This window comes from Halorubrum xinjiangense (assembly GCF_049604745.1).
GTDB classification, from domain to species: Archaea; Halobacteriota; Halobacteria; order Halobacteriales; family Haloferacaceae; genus Halorubrum; species Halorubrum xinjiangense_A.
In genome coordinates this window covers 1,078,401-1,092,397 of sequence record NZ_CP187140.1, presented here as the reverse complement: position 1 = coordinate 1,092,397, position 13,997 = coordinate 1,078,401, and the positions used below count along the sequence as shown (strand labels likewise).

Annotated in this window: 15 protein-coding genes and 1 tRNA gene; 8 read left to right on the top strand and 8 right to left on the bottom strand. The window is 69.7% G+C overall.

What is annotated here, in order from left to right:
• Positions 1–112 precede the first annotated feature (112 nt).
• From ACOZ35_RS06475 to trmY, 4 genes are all read right to left on the bottom strand, one after another.
• Positions 113–1,585, bottom strand: a complete 1,473-nt coding sequence (locus ACOZ35_RS06475) for a hypothetical protein (protein WP_424016041.1) — start codon at positions 1,583–1,585, stop codon at positions 113–115.
• Between the two features lie 569 nt (positions 1,586–2,154).
• A tRNA-Pro gene (locus tag ACOZ35_RS06470) sits at positions 2,155–2,227 on the bottom strand.
• 502 nt (positions 2,228–2,729) lie between these two features.
• Positions 2,730–3,152 carry a CHY zinc finger protein gene (locus tag ACOZ35_RS06465; protein ID WP_424015613.1) on the bottom strand — a complete coding sequence of 141 codons (423 nt, stop codon included), beginning with the start codon at positions 3,150–3,152 and terminating at the stop codon, positions 2,730–2,732.
• 11 nt (positions 3,153–3,163) lie between these two features.
• Positions 3,164–3,778, bottom strand: a complete 615-nt coding sequence (gene trmY / locus ACOZ35_RS06460) for a tRNA (pseudouridine(54)-N(1))-methyltransferase TrmY (protein WP_424015612.1) — start codon at positions 3,776–3,778, stop codon at positions 3,164–3,166.
• Between the two features lie 50 nt (positions 3,779–3,828).
• Between trmY and ACOZ35_RS06455 the strand changes: the two genes are divergently transcribed.
• The gene (locus ACOZ35_RS06455) at positions 3,829–3,969 is read left to right on the top strand and encodes a hypothetical protein (RefSeq protein WP_424015611.1); all 141 of its coding nucleotides are present in this window, start codon (positions 3,829–3,831) and stop codon (positions 3,967–3,969) included.
• Positions 3,970–3,992: 23 nt separating this feature from the next.
• Here ACOZ35_RS06455 and pyrF read toward each other — a convergent pair whose 3' ends face one another.
• Positions 3,993–4,823 carry an orotidine-5'-phosphate decarboxylase gene (gene pyrF, locus ACOZ35_RS06450; RefSeq protein ID WP_424015610.1) on the bottom strand — a complete coding sequence of 277 codons (831 nt, stop codon included), beginning with the start codon at positions 4,821–4,823 and terminating at the stop codon, positions 3,993–3,995.
• Positions 4,824–4,924: 101 nt separating this feature from the next.
• Entirely contained in the window at positions 4,925–6,241 is a 1,317-nt protein-coding gene (locus tag ACOZ35_RS06445; RefSeq protein ID WP_424015609.1) for a carboxylate--amine ligase, read from the bottom strand.
• A 150-nt stretch (positions 6,242–6,391) separates the two neighbouring features.
• Between ACOZ35_RS06445 and ACOZ35_RS06440 the strand changes: the two genes are divergently transcribed.
• Together ACOZ35_RS06440 and ACOZ35_RS06435 are read left to right on the top strand one after the other, a co-directional pair.
• The gene (locus ACOZ35_RS06440; protein WP_424015608.1) at positions 6,392–6,949 is read left to right on the top strand and encodes a DUF5813 family protein; all 558 of its coding nucleotides are present in this window, start codon (positions 6,392–6,394) and stop codon (positions 6,947–6,949) included.
• A 79-nt stretch (positions 6,950–7,028) separates the two neighbouring features.
• Positions 7,029–7,352 carry a hypothetical protein gene (locus ACOZ35_RS06435; protein ID WP_004598978.1) on the top strand — a complete coding sequence of 108 codons (324 nt, stop codon included), beginning with the start codon at positions 7,029–7,031 and terminating at the stop codon, positions 7,350–7,352.
• Positions 7,353–7,371: 19 nt separating this feature from the next.
• Here the strand turns inward: ACOZ35_RS06435 and tmk are convergent, their stop codons facing one another.
• On the bottom strand, positions 7,372–7,965 hold the full coding sequence (gene tmk, locus ACOZ35_RS06430) for a dTMP kinase (RefSeq protein WP_424015607.1): 594 nt from the start codon (positions 7,963–7,965) through the stop codon (positions 7,372–7,374).
• Positions 7,966–8,133: 168 nt separating this feature from the next.
• On the opposite strand from tmk, the gene ACOZ35_RS06425 reads away from it, so the two are divergent.
• The 5 genes from ACOZ35_RS06425 (at position 8,134) to cofC (ending at position 13,448) form a co-directional block, all read left to right on the top strand.
• Positions 8,134–9,549: a hemolysin family protein gene (locus ACOZ35_RS06425; RefSeq protein ID WP_424015606.1), complete on the top strand. Its 1,416-nt coding sequence runs from the start codon at positions 8,134–8,136 to the stop codon at positions 9,547–9,549.
• Positions 9,550–9,631: 82 nt separating this feature from the next.
• Positions 9,632–10,495, top strand: a complete 864-nt coding sequence (locus ACOZ35_RS06420; protein ID WP_424015605.1) for a universal stress protein — start codon at positions 9,632–9,634, stop codon at positions 10,493–10,495.
• Between the two features lie 87 nt (positions 10,496–10,582).
• Complete coding sequence (locus ACOZ35_RS06415; RefSeq protein WP_424015604.1) at positions 10,583–11,479, top strand: complex I NDUFA9 subunit family protein; 897 nt, start codon at positions 10,583–10,585, stop codon at positions 11,477–11,479.
• A 124-nt stretch (positions 11,480–11,603) separates the two neighbouring features.
• Complete coding sequence (locus ACOZ35_RS06410) at positions 11,604–12,782, top strand: tubulin/FtsZ family protein (protein WP_172863972.1); 1,179 nt, start codon at positions 11,604–11,606, stop codon at positions 12,780–12,782.
• Positions 12,783–12,800: 18 nt separating this feature from the next.
• Positions 12,801–13,448: a 2-phospho-L-lactate guanylyltransferase gene (gene cofC / locus ACOZ35_RS06405; RefSeq protein WP_424015603.1), complete on the top strand. Its 648-nt coding sequence runs from the start codon at positions 12,801–12,803 to the stop codon at positions 13,446–13,448.
• A gap of 45 nt (positions 13,449–13,493) precedes the next feature.
• Here the strand turns inward: cofC and ACOZ35_RS06400 are convergent, their stop codons facing one another.
• On the bottom strand, positions 13,494–13,889 hold the full coding sequence (locus ACOZ35_RS06400) for a hypothetical protein (RefSeq protein WP_424015602.1): 396 nt from the start codon (positions 13,887–13,889) through the stop codon (positions 13,494–13,496).
• Positions 13,890–13,997 lie beyond the last annotated feature (108 nt).

The window sequence follows — 13,997 nt, the reverse complement described above, 5'->3', positions numbered from 1 at the left end:
GTCGGCGGCAGTCCGCCGCCGACAGCGGCGATCCATCCCGAAAATCATGCTCACTAGCGGTTCGAAGATGCTCCACAGCTAGTTCGGTTTGGTTCACCGTGATCAAACGGGGTTACGCGGCTGTCGATGTGATCGACTGAGGTTCCGTTTCACCATCCAGTATCTCACCGACGAACTCTTTGTGAGCTGGGTCGATGTTCAGATGCGCGAGCATCGAGGGGACAGAGATGTCTCTACCGTGTACGTCGATGTAGTCTTGAACACGCTCGCGAATCAGGCTCTTTCGCGGTGATTCACCGTAGGACCAAGCACTGTCGGCACTCGGCCACCGTTCGGCAAGTGACCGATCCGGGTCCGGTTCCGGCGCCGGAGCAGCTGCGTCAGCGGCCCAACGAAGATCGTCGTCGAGCGCGGATTCTGTCTCGGGTGGGCCGTCGAGCTGGTCCTGGTCGACCGTCCACGGGGAACCGCAGCAGGAGCAGACGACATCGGCGCCGCGGCCGTCGTCCCAACGGATGCGCTCGCCGTGCGCGTCGACCTGTCCGGACTCTTCGTTTTCGGCCCGCTGTTCGCACCGATCGGCGCGGATGGCTTGATTCACGGTCTGTGAGCGGGTGGTCCGCTGGCGGGCAGCCGACCAGTAGACGGCTCCCCACGCGATGTACTCAATCGGCTTTTCGAGGAGGTCCTCGGTGTAGCCACCCATGTACGCGGCGAGGTACGACCCGAGATTCCCGACGTCTGCGTTCATCGAGATACAGCCGTCGTCTTCCTGAAGGTAGTCGTCGATCGCGTCGTAGTTGTGCGCCGACCAGCCGGCGGGGTCGCAGACCTCTAGGTGCTTGTCGATCACCCGTTCGAACTCGGAAGCCACCGGGAGGAGGTCACCGAACCCGGCGCCATCGAAGTAGACGCCGACGTGAATATGAGTGTAGCAGGCATTGAGGCCGGCTTCTTTGTCGGGGTCCGCAGCGGTGCCCATTCCGTGCGGTTCCGCTTGGAGCCAGTAGCCCCACTGTTCCGAGTCGAGGTCTAGGTGATACTCCATCACGTTGCGAAGCGTGTCGCGAACGCCGCCGTAGCTGAACGAGTCGTGAATCGCGTCCATCTGTTCGACGGGTGGGAGCCGGTTGCCGTCGGGGACCGACGAGGCGGTCAACGTGAGCATCACTGTCACAGGGTCATCCCACGCGGGAGCGGCTTCGCCACCAGACGGGCGTTTACCGCCGGACATCTGTCGCTGGAGCGCGCGAGCCCGTGCGTACTGCTTCTTGCTGTACTCCTTCCCCCACGCGTCGGCAAGCGGTACGTCGAACTCGTCGCCCGATTCCCGATCTTCGAAGCGGGCCATCATTCCGCTGTACTCGTGGTGGGCGCGCAGGAAGGCGTGAATCGCGTCGAGCCACGTTCCGGCCGAGCGAGAGCGAAGCGAGTCAACGGCGAACGAGTCTTCGAGCGGGTGATCGGGGTCGACGAACTCTTTTTCCCAGTCAGCTTCCGTGACGATGCGGCGAAGCTTGCGCCCGTGCGCCTCCGAGAGCGGGAGGTCAGCGAGGTGTGGATACTCGGTAGCGAACTCCGTCACCCGTTCGACGATCGGATCGGCGTCTTCCTCTAATTCGGTGAGAGAAGCCGTTACAGAGTTAGTCTCCTTGGAAGGCCAAGACGCGGCCGGGTCGTCGGGCGCGCTCATCGCTCACCTCCGAACATGAGCAACCGCTCAGCGACAGCACCGCCGCTCGTTTGGCGACCTTCGGTCGCCTGTGCGCGGTCGGCGCCGTTCGGTCCGCGTTCGGCGGACCTCACGGACCGCAAGGTCGCCGACCGCTTGGAGAGACTGGCAGGGCTCGCCTCGAGGGAGCGAACGAGATCGTGCCGGAGCCGTGGGGAGGTGGACCGGCGCGCAGCTGGCCGGCTCACCGTTCGGGATTCGAGAGCTCGTCAGGACGCCGGGGGCAGTCGAGCGCGTGGCCGTATTCGAGCTGGCTCGACGAGTTCCGAGTACACCGGCAGCCGCAAGTCGGACACCAGAACTCTCCGGGTCCGTCCGTAGTCAGGGCTGGCCCTGTGGAGCCGTCGGAAAGACTCACAGAGACCACCCCGTAGAGACGCTAAGACCTGTCAGTAGAGGCTGGAAAAAGTATAAGGGGGTAGTGGGCCGGCACGAATTTGAATCGTGGTTACGGCCACCCGAAGGCCGAAGGATACCAAGCTACCCCACCGGCCCGCACTCGATTGAAGGCCGCTCGTTCTTTTAATCCTTCCGAAAGGGGGGCGATCAGAGCGACTCGGTCGGAGTGGTAGTCGGTGATCTCTGGGTGATCCCACAGCAGCTGCGGACGCCGCTAAGGGTCGGTCGTTCACTTATAAATGGTTGCTACCAGACTGACGGAATACGCCTCCAAAGCCCCAGCCACTCGCTTATAAATGGCTGACAGTAGATCGACGACGAACACCTCCAAAGCCCCAGCCGCGAGGCGGGCGCACGCTCGCTGCGCTCCTCACTCGGTCGCTCACTTCGTTCGCTCCCTCGTTGCGGTGCTTACGTCACCTGCGCCCGCCTCGCGGCTGCCCCTTTGAGTCCCACCCCGCACCGCAACCGCAGCCTCACGCCTCCCCAGCCTCGTCGGCCTCCCTCCGCTTCGCTCCGGTCGGCCGACTCCCTCGCACGCGCTCCTCGCGGGCCGATGGCCCGCTCGGAGGCGCGCGCCACCGCACCGCGCGATCGTTTATAAATCTCCGTCGCCGTCTCCGTTGTCCGATTCGGGAATATCGAAGTACCGATCGCGGTGCGTCCGACAGCCTGGGTTGAACGCGGCGCCGCAGGCGGGGCAGGCGTCACCGCCGTCGAGGTATGTCTGGGCGGTGAGCGTCGTCTCGCAGGCGCCGCAGAGGACCGCCGGCTCGTCGAAGCGCTCGCGGGGCCACGGGACCGCCTCGTGGTCGGTTGCCGCGTCGTGACAGGCGTCGCAGGGATAGTACGTCTCACAGCAGCCGAAGCGGAGCGCGACCACGTCGACGGGGCTGTCCCAGTGGGCACAGCGCGTCTCGGGGTCGACGTCGATTCCGCGCAGGGGGACCTCGAATCTGGGGTCCGTGTCGGGCGCGGTCGTCGTCTCGCGGTCGGAGGATTCGGTCGGGTGCGTGGGCATCGGTCTCGCGGTCAGTAGCTGGCGTACCCGTCGGTGTCGAGCCAGTTGTGGACGACCGTGATCGTGTGGTCCGCGTGGAGGAGCTCGGGGCCGACGCGCAGCCGGCGTTCTGCGCGCTCGGCGACGGCGTCCGCCTCCTCCGGCGCGAAGTCGTGGTGGTCCGAGAGGACGAACACGGGGTCCGTCGGCGGCTCCGCGTCGACGAGCGGGTCGCCCTCCTCGTGGAGTTGGACGAGCGTCCCGTCCGGGCCGCGGCCATCCTCGCCGACGAGGCGGTCGAGCGTCGCGTCGAGGCCCATCCGGCGGAGTTCGACGCCCGGCGAGACGTCCGCGGGCATGTGGCCGATCGCGTCGTCCTTCGCGGCGAGCGCGTCGCGGACCCGCGCGGCGACGTTGCGCTCGTCCGGGTGGAGGTGGCGGAGGGTGTCGGAATCGAAGGTGACCGTGAACTCGTTGGCGACGACGAGGTGGATCCGGACCGACTCGCGGATCCCGTGCGAGAGGAAGACGCCCGCGCTCACGCACCGACAGCAGAGGTCGAGCCGCCCGGCCCCCGGGATGTCCGACAGCGAGATCGCGTCGGGGTCGGTGGGCACGTCGCGGCCGATGACGACGAACTGGCGCATATCCGGGGCTCGCCCCCGATCCTCATAAGGCGTGCGACCCGACTACAGGTATGAGCCTCACCGGACTTTGCCAGGTCTGCGAGGCGGCGACCGCGACCCGCACCTGCGACCGCTGCGGCCGCGCCGTCTGCGACGACCACTGGGACGAGACGGCCCGCGCCTGCGCCGGCTGCGCCGCCGGGCGCGGGTAGCGGGCGCCGAGCGGCACGCGAGCCTACCGGTGCCGGTTCAGCCGCTTCTTGAGCCGCTTGGCCGCGTCGCCCGCGGCGCCGAAGTACGTCGCCTCGTCGCCGGGCCGGCTCGACTCCTCGCCGGCGAAGATGATCCCCCGCGAGGAGTTCACGAGGCCGACGTCGACCGGGAGGTCGGGGCGGGCGGCGAGCCCGTGTTCGACCGCGGCCTCGGCGTCGCCCCCCTGCGCGCCGACGCCGGGCACGAGGAAGGGGATATCGGGGACGATCTCACGGACCGTCTCCAGCTCCTCGGGCGTCGTCGCGCCGACGACGAGCCCGACGTTGTCGTTGGCGTTCCACACGTCCGCGAGCGCGGCGACGCGCTCGTAGAGCGGCTCGCCAGAGGCGAGTTCGAGGTCTTGGAGGTCGGCGCCGCCCGGGTTCGAGGTGCGACAGAGCGCGAACACGCCCTTGTCCGCGCGGTCGAGGAACGGCTGGAGCGAGTCGCGCCCGAGGTACGGGTTCACGGTGATCGCGTCGACCCAGTCGAGGACCTCGGCGTACTGCCGCGCCGTGTTGCCGATGTCGCCGCGCTTCGCGTCGAGCAGGACGGGGACGCCCTTCCCCTCGGCGTACGCGGCGGTCTCGCGGAGCGCGCGCCAGCCGTCGGGGTCCTCGTAGAAGGCGGCGTTCGGCTTGTAGCAGGCGGCGTGCTCGTGGGTCGCGTCGATGATCCGTCGGTTGAACGCCCACCGCGGGAGGTCGGCGTCGGTCACGGTCTCGGGGAGCCGGCTCGGGTCGGGGTCGAGCCCGACCGAGACGACGCTGTCGACCGCGTCAATCCGGTCCGCGAGCGTCTCGAAGAAGCTCATACGCGCCCTGCGTCGGCGTGCGCACTAACCGTTGTGTTCCGCGGGCGCTCCGGCGGGGACCGGAGACGCCGGCCGCGGCCGCCGCGTCGGCACGTCGCAGCCTAACAGGAGCAGTAGTACTCGCGGTCGACGAACTCCGTCTCGAACAGCTTCGCGGCCGGGCCCGGGTCCGAGGGGCGGTAGACGCCGGTCGTCAGGTTCCCCTCGTGCTCGAACTCACCGGAGACGAGCCGGCGCCAGTCGGCGGCCGACAGCTGGTCCCAGAACGTCTCCTCGCCCGCGAGCAGCGAGAGGTAGTCGCGGAGGTACACCCACCGCGTCGGCTCCACGCCGTCGGACTCGTACTCGGCGTCCGTGACCGCGGCGTACGCCGCCATCGGGAGGTTCGCGCCCGCGGCGACCGGCATCGAGATCCACTTCCACGGCCGGGTGTTGACGTCGAGGAGCAGGAACTCCCCGCGGGCCTCGTCGTAGACGAACTCAGATTCGCTGATCCCGTGGTAGCCCGCGTCGTCGAGGACGGCGAGCGCGCGCTCCTCGATCGCGGGCTCGTCCGCCGTCTCCACGAGACAGGAGGTGCCGAAGTTGCGCGGGAACCGCACCGCGGCGTTGCCGACGACCGCGAGTGCGTCGTCGCGCCCGGACGGGGGGACGTACGACGCCAGCGAGTGGTCCTGCCCGGTCTCGATGTCGACGCGCTTCTGGGCCATCACGGCGATCCCCTCGTCGCTCGCGGCCGCGACGACGTCCGCGAACTCCTCGCGGTCCGCGACCTCGATCACGTTGGTGCCGAACGCCTCCTCGAAGTCGCGCTTGAGCTCCGGCTTCACCACCAGTGGGAAGCCGAGCGCGTCCGCGGCCTCGTCGACCGTCGCGTCCGCCTCGCGCGTCCCCGCCGCCGCGGTCTCCGCAAGCCGGTACGTCTCCGGATAGGGCACGCCGAGCCGCTCGCAGGCCGCGTACAGCTCGGACTTGTTCAACACGTCGTCGAGCGTGTCGCTCCCCGCGAACGGGAGCCGCACGCCGTCGGGGTCGGCCTCGGCGTACGAGAGCGCCCATTCGTCCATACAGCCGAACGCGACCGCCTCCGTGCCCGCGGCGTCGACGATCGCCTCCACGTCCTCGCGGAACCCGTCAAGGTCGTCGAGGGGGTACGTCACCGCCCCGGCGTAGTCGACCGCGTCCGAGGGCGGCGCGAGCCCGTCGTGGGTTACGGCCCCGGTCTCGGTGCCGCCGTCGCCTGCGTTGCCGCCGGCCGCGCGGTCGAGCGCGATCACGGGCACGTCGTGGGCGTCGAGCGCGCGAGCGACGCCGAGCCCGGTGATGTGCGCGTTGCTGACGAGCGCCGGCGGCCGGTCGAACTCGGCGGCCGCGAGCGCGTCGATCAGTCCCTCGGTGGACCGAAAGGTGTCTGCCATACCCGGTTTCGGCGGTCGACGCACAAAAGGCCTCGACGTACCGGCCCGGAGTGCCCGTATCGGTGACGGGGCCCGCGCGAACCTCGCCCGCTTCGTGGCTCGCGCGGGCGACGCGAGCGGCTTTTCAGGGCGCGTCGCCTCCGGATCGGTATGCGCGAAACCGAGGACGACGACGCCGAGCGCGCCGACGGAGGAGGCGACGAGTCCGGCCCGACCGACGAACTCCCCGACCGTGTCCGCCGGGCGTTCGCGGACCACGGCTCGTTCGAGCGCGAGGGCGACGGCTGGGTCTCGACGACGACCGCGTTCGACGGGCGCGTCCGCGCCGAGCAGGCGGACGAGGGGAGTGTCGAGTTCACGGTCACCGTCCGCGTGCCGACGCTGTCGGCGGTCACCGCCGACGAGGTCGCCGACGTGGTCGAGGACGGCTGGGCCGACACGTTCGAGCGCCGCGCGGTCGACGTCGGCGGCGTCACCCGGAAGCGGCGTGAGTTCGATCCCGTCGTCGAGCGCGAGGGCGATGAGATCGTGGTCATCTACGATCTCGCCGACATCAACGAGCGTCGCGGGGTCGACGACGCGGGCGCGCTGATCGATTTCGTCGAGGGGACGTACGTTCAGGGCGTCATTCCCGGCTACGAGTACACGGCGCCCGTTTCGGACCTGCTCTCCGCGGCGCGCCAGCAGGGCGGCGGCGGTCCGGTCTGAGCAGCAGCGGGACAGTCCGCCCAGTGTCGGCTCGGGCTGCGGCCGATAGGGGGAAGTGTCGGCGGTCCGTACGGCAACCATGCTCGCGCTGTTCGGGTTCGGCAGCCTCCTCGCGCTGGTCGCGTTCCACACGTTCCTCGCCGGAGTCGCGACCCGGTTCTTCCGGATTCAGCTCTCGACGTCGTGGGGGTCGGTCGTGTACACGCTCGTGTTGACTCCCCTGCTGTTGCTCGTCTCGACGCTCGTGTTCACGGGCGCGCTCGGCGTTGGGACAGGGATCAACGTCGGGAGCTCGACGATCCTGTTGGCGCTGCTCGTCGCGCTTCCGCTGGCGCTCGGCGTCGCGATCGACTACCTCTACGTCCCGTCGCCAGACGAGTACGAGCTGCCGGACACCCGCTGAGGATCGTCGCTTAAAAGCGTCAGCGGTCGACCAAGTCGGCGACTATCTCCTCCACCCGGGCGACCACGTCCTCCGGCGCCCGCGTCGCGTCGACACGGTGGAACCGACCGGGGTCGGCGTCGATCAGGCGCTCGTAGTTGTCGCGCACGGCCGAGAGGTAGCCGTCGCGCTCGAACTTGTCCGTCCGCCCGGCACGCTCGGCCGCGGTCTTGGGATCTAACTCGAGGTAGATCGTCGCGTCCGGCGGGCGCGAGAACGCGGCATGGATCCCGCGGACGTACTCCAGCGGACGCTGAATCCCGGCGTCGGCGCGCGCGAGCGTCGCCCCCTGATAGGCGAACCGCGAGTCCGAGTAGCGGTCGGAGATAACCAGGCCGCCCTCGGCGAGCGCCGGTCGGACCGTCTCCGAGAGGTGGTTCGCGTGGTCGGCGGTGTATAAGAACAGCTCCGCGAGCGGGTCGGCGTCCGGGTCGCTCATCGAGCGCCCCACCGCCTCTCCGTACCAGCTGTCGGTGGGCTCGCAGGTGAACGTCGCGTCGGGATACACGTCGTGGAGCGCCTCCCAGACCGTCGTCTTGCCGCTGCCGTCGAGCCCCTCCAGCGTGATCAGCATGGTCGCGTTCCGCCGCGGCGACGAATAAACGGCCCGGGTCCGGTCCGGGCGTCCGGGGCTCTCTCGGTCCGAGCGCGGCGCCGTCCGACCGCCCTTTTTAGTGACCCCTCCCCGAACGGCCGGCATGGTCGTCGACTCGTCAGCAGCACGCGCGCCCGGAGGGGACGGATGGTAGCGGTCGCCGTCTCGCTCTCGCGGGTAGCGGCCGCCCTCGTGTTGGTCGCCCTCAACGGCTTCTTCGTCGCCTCCGAGTTCGCCTTCGTCAGGATCCGAGCCACCTCGGTCGATCAGCTGGTCGAGGAGGGGAAGGCCGGCGCGGAGACGCTCCAGGAGGTGATGACCAACCTCGACGACTACCTCGCGGCGACGCAGCTCGGGATCACGCTCGCGTCGCTCGGGCTGGGGTGGATCGGCGAGCCCGCGGTCGCGGCGCTCATCGAGCCCGTCCTCGGTCCGCTCCTGCCCGACGGACTGGTTCACCTGGTCGCGTTCGCGATCGGGTTCTCCTTCATCACCTTCCTCCACGTCGTCTTCGGCGAGCTCGCGCCGAAGACGATCGCCATCGCGCAGGCCGAGCGCATCTCGCTGCTCCTCGCGCCGCCGATGAAGCTCTCCTATTTGATTTTCGCGCCCGGTATCAAGGTGTTCAACGGCACGGCGAACGCCTTCACGAGCCTGATCGGCGTGCCGCCCGCCTCGGAGAGCGACGAGACGCTCGAAGAGCGGGAGATCCGACGCGTGCTGGCACGGGCCGGCGAGGCCGGTCACGTCGACGAGTCCGAGGTCGCGATGATCGAGGGGGTCTTCGAGCTCGACGACACCGCGGCCCGCGAGCTGATGGTCCCCCGCCCGGACGTGGTCTCGCTGCCCGCGGACGCGTCGCTGTCGGCGATCCGCGAGACGGTCCTCGACGCGGGCCACACCCGGTACCCGGTCGTCGAGAACGACGACGCCGACCGCGTCGTCGGCTTCGTGGACGTGAAGGACGTGCTGCGCGCGACCGAGGCGGGCGACGACGGCGCGACCGCGAGCGACCTCGCCCGGGAGATCCTCGTCGTCCCGGAGACGACGAGCGCGAGCGACCTCCTCGTCCAGTTCCGCGACGAGCGCCGGCAGATGGCGGCGGTGATCGACGAGTGGGGCGCCTTCGAGGGGATCGCCACCGTCGAGGACGTCGCCGAGGCGCTCGTCGGCGACCTCCGCGACGAGTTCGACGTCGCCGACCGCCGGCACACGATCCGGCGGACCGGCGACCGGACCCACGAGGCCGACGGGTCGGTCGCGCTCGTCGACGTCAACGACGCGCTCGGCACCGACCTCAGCGGCGACGGCTACGAGACGCTCGGCGGGTTCGTCCTCGACCGCATCGGTCGCTCTCCCGAGGTCGGCGACGTCGCGGAGACGGAGGCGTACGCCTTCGAGGTCACCGCGGTCGACGGCGCGCGCATCTCGACGGTCCGCGTCACGCGACGCGACGGCCCGGACGAGTCGGGCGACGCCGGAGACGGAGCGTCCGCCGACGCGGAGTCGTCCGCCGACGCGGAGTCGTCCGCCGACGCGGATCCGTCCGACGACACGGCGTGAAGGGCGTCGCGGACCGCAACTGCGCCCCGCGACCGAGGAACCGACGCGAGCGTTTTTCACCCGCGGGCGCGACCGGTCGCGTATGTTCGACCGGATCTGCGTCCCCACCGACGGCAGCGACGCGGCCGCGGCGGCCTTCGAGCACACGCTGGCGATCGCCGCCGACCACGGCGCGACGGTCCACCTCCTTCACGTCGCGGACACGACCCGCGACAGCGTGACCCGGATCGGCGGCGACGTGGTCGACGTGCTGGAGCGCGAGGGCGAGTCGATCGTCGAGGAGTCGGCCGCCCGCGCCGAAGACCGCGGCGTGGAGGCGGAGACGGCCGTCCGACAGGGCGGCGTCCCCGAAACGGTCGCCGCGTACACCGAGGAGATCGACGCCGACCTCGTCGCGATGTCGACGCGGGGCCGGCAGGGGGTCGAACACCTCGTCGGCAGCACCACCGAACGCGTCGTCCGGCAGTCACCGGTGCCGGTGTTGGCGCTCCGCCCGGGCGACGAGGCAGTTCCGTACCCCTACGAGGACATCTTGGTGCCGACCGACGGGAGCCCGGCCGCGACCGCCGCGCTCGATCGCGCGCTCCCGATCGCGGAGCGGGCGGGCGCGACGGTCCACGTCCTCTCGGTCGTCGACACCGGCGGGATCGGTATCGCGGATCACGTCGAGGTGGACGCCCTCTCGGAGTTCGCCGACGACGCGGTCGCCGAGGGCGTCGAGCGCGTCGAGGCCGCCGGGCTGGAGGCGGTCGGCGCCGTCGAGGTCGCCTCCTCGGCTGCGCGCGGGATCCGGGCGTACGTCGACGACCCCGGCGTCGACCTCGTGGCGATGGGGACGCACGGCCGGACCGGCGTGGGGCGGTACCTGCTGGGGAGCGTCGCCGAGCGCACCCTCCGGACGGTCCCCGTGCCGGTGTTGACGGTCCCGGTTCCCGAGGAGGAGTGACCCAGCGGGAGCGGGCTAGCGCCGATCGGCGGGGCGAGCGTCAGACGCCGCGGTAGGTTTACGGGCCTTCCACGCGATTAGACTCGCATGAAAGTGTTGGTAGCCGGCGGGACCGGGTTCATCGGGTCGTACCTCTGTCGCACGCTCGCCGACGACGGGCACGCGGTGACCGCGCTCTCCCGCTCGCCGGAGGAGACGCCGGACGGCGTGACGGGCGTCACCGGCGACGTGACCGACTACGACTCCATCGAGTCCGCCGTCGACGGCCACGACGCGGTCGTGAACCTGGTCGCGCTCTCGCCGCTGTTTGAACCGAAGGGCGGCAACCGCATGCACGACCGGATCCACCGCGGCGGGACGGAGAACCTCGTCCGCGCGGCCGAGGAGGGCGGCGTCGACGGCTTCGTCCAGCTGAGCGCGCTCGGCGCGGACCCGAACGGCGACACCGCCTACATCCGCGCCAAGGGCGAGGCGGAGGAGATCGTCCGCGACAGCGGCCTCGACTGGACGATCTTCCGCCCATCCGTCGTCTTCGGCGAGGGCGGCGAGTTCGTCTCGTTCACCAAGCGGCTGAAGGGGATGTTCGCCCCGGGCGTCCCGCTGTACCCGCTTCCGGGCGGCGGGAAGACGCGGTTCCAGCCGATCCACGTCGAGGACCTCGTGCCGATGATCGCCGCCGCGGTGACCGACGACGAGCACGCCGGCGAGACGTACGAGGTCGGCGGGCCGGAGGTGCTCACGCTCCGGCAGGTGACGGACCTCGTCTACGAGGCGGAGAAGAAGGGCGTCACCATCGTCCCGCTGCCGATGCCGCTCGCGAAGATCGGCCTCTCCGTCCTCGGGGCGGTCCCCGGGTTCCCGATGGGCGCGGACCAGTACCGGTCGCTGAAGTTCGACAACACGACCGCCGACAACGACGTCGGCGCGTTCGGCGTCGACCCGGCCGAACTGACCACGCTCGGCGAGCACCTCGGGATCCGATGACCGGGGGTTCGGTGACCGGCGACGCGAACGTGTCAACTCTCCTAATCTCAACGCTGGTAACGGCAACCGAAGGCTTATATACACGATCCCGTTCTGTTCAGTTCAAACGCGGAGGGAGCACACGATGAAACTCGCAATGATCGGATTCGGACAGGCGGGGGGTAAAGTCGTCGACAAGTTCTTGGAGTACGACAAGCGGACGGGCTCCGAGATCGTTCGGGCCGCAGCGGCCGTCAACACGGCGAAGGCGGACCTGATGGGGCTCGAACACATCGCTGAGGACCAGCGCGTCCTCATCGGCCAGTCGCGCGTGAAGGGCCACGGCGTCGGCGCGGACAACGAGCTTGGCGCGGAGATCGCCGAGGAGGATATCGACGAGGTCCAGGGCGCGATCGACTCGATCCCGGTCCACGAGGTCGACGCCTTCCTCGTCGTCGCCGGGCTGGGCGGCGGGACGGGCTCCGGCGGCGCGCCGGTGCTCGCGAAACACCTCAAGCGGATCTACACCGAACCCGTCTACGGGCTCGGGATCCTGCCGGGCAGCGACGAGGGCGGCATCTACACCCTCAACGCGGCCCGCTCGTTCCAGACGTTCGTCCGCGAGGTGGACAACCTGATGGTGTTCGACAACGACGCCTGGCGGAAGACGGGCGAGTCCGTCCAGGGCGGCTACGAGGAGATCAACGAGGAGATCGTTCGGCGGTTCGGTATCCTCTTCGGCGCCGGCGAGATCCAGCAGGGCCAGGAGGTCGCAGAGAGCGTCGTCGACTCCTCGGAGATCATCAACACGCTCTCCGGCGGCGGCGTCTCCACGGTCGGCTACGCGGAGGAGGAGGTCGAGGAGCGCTCCTCGGGCGGCCTGCTCTCGCGGCTGCGCGACGACGGCAACGACGAGGAGCTCGACAGCGCGCACACCACGAACCGGATCACGAGCCTCGTGCGCAAGGCGGCGCTCGGCCGGCTCACGCTCCCCTGTGAGATCGAGGGCGCGGAGCGCGCGCTGCTCGTGCTCGCCGGCCCGCCGGAGTACCTTAACCGGAAGGGTATCGAGCGCGGCCGCAAGTGGCTCGAAGAGCAGACCGGCTCGATGGAGGTCCGGGGCGGGGACTACCCGTACCGCGGCGCCGGCTTCGTCGCGACCGTCATCCTGCTCGCGGGCGTCACGAACGTCCCGCGGATCAAGGAGCTCCAGCAGGTCGCCATCGAGGCGCAGGACAACTTAGACGAGATCCGCGAGGAGAGCGACGAGAACCTCGACGAGCTCGTCAGCGACGACAGCGACGAGCTGGAATCCCTGTTCTAAGGCGCTCCACTCCTCTCGATGGAGGTCATCGTCCCCTTTTCGACCGACCGCCCGAAGTCGCGACTTTCCGACGTCCTCTCGCCCGACGAGCGACGCGAGTTCGCGCGGACGATGCTCGACGACGTGTTAGACGCGGTCGACGCGGCCGGCGGTGAGCCCCAGGTCCTTGCCACCGACGCGGTCGACGTCGACTCCCCGGTCACCGTCGACGACCGCCCGCTGACGGACGCCGTGAACGCGGCGCTGGACGCGCGGCTGGGGGTCGACGGCGAACGCGGAGAAGCCGTTGAGCCGGTCGCCGTCGTGATGGCAGACCTCGCGCTCGCGACCCCGGCGGCGCTCGACCGGCTGTTCGCGACCGGCCGCGACGCTGACGTCGCGATGGCGCCGGGGCGCGGCGGCGGCACGAACGCGTTCGTCGCCTCGCATCAGGAGTTCCGTGTGGACTACCACGGCGCCTCCTACCTCGACCACCGCGAAATCGCGAGCGAAATCGGCGCGGACTTCGCGGCGGTCGACTCACACCGGCTCGGCACCGACGTCGACGAGCCCGCCGACCTCGCGGAGGTGCTGATCCACGGCGAGGGTCGCGCGGCGGCGTGGCTCCGCGAGGCGGGCTTCGCGCTCGACGCGGACGAGGGGCGCGTGGCGGCGGTTCGAGACTGAACCGCCGCCGAACCGCGCCGGGGCGCGCGTCCGTCCCGGCGGCGTTCACCGCCGAGTCAGCTCGCCCGTTTCTCGGATGTCGAAAGTGAGGCTCTCCGTCTCGCCTCCCGACGGGATGAAGTGGACGTGGCCCTCGTCGGTCAGCTTCGAGTCCTCCTCGTACGCGTGATAGCTGACGAGATACCGTTCCGCATCGACGACCCCTTCTTCCGTCGCCTTTCCGTCGGGTTCGACGTCGAACGACGAACTGAACGCTCTCGCCGCGGCCTTTGACGCACCGTCGTCGCTGTAGAACTCCACTTCGACGGTGTAGGGAGCGTCCGTCTGGTTGAACACGGTCAGGTCGATTCGAGCGCCGCGCGATCGGAGTCGCGAACAGCCGGCGACGGCGGCGGTCGCGGCGACACCGATCGTCCGGAGAGCGGATCGTCGGGAGGGCATGCCTTCATCATCGAGAGACGCGAGGTATCGGCTTTTCGGCTCGCTTCCGAACCCAACCGCAACCGTTCTGTGTCGCGCGGGGGCCGGCCCGGTTGCCCGGCCCGTGCC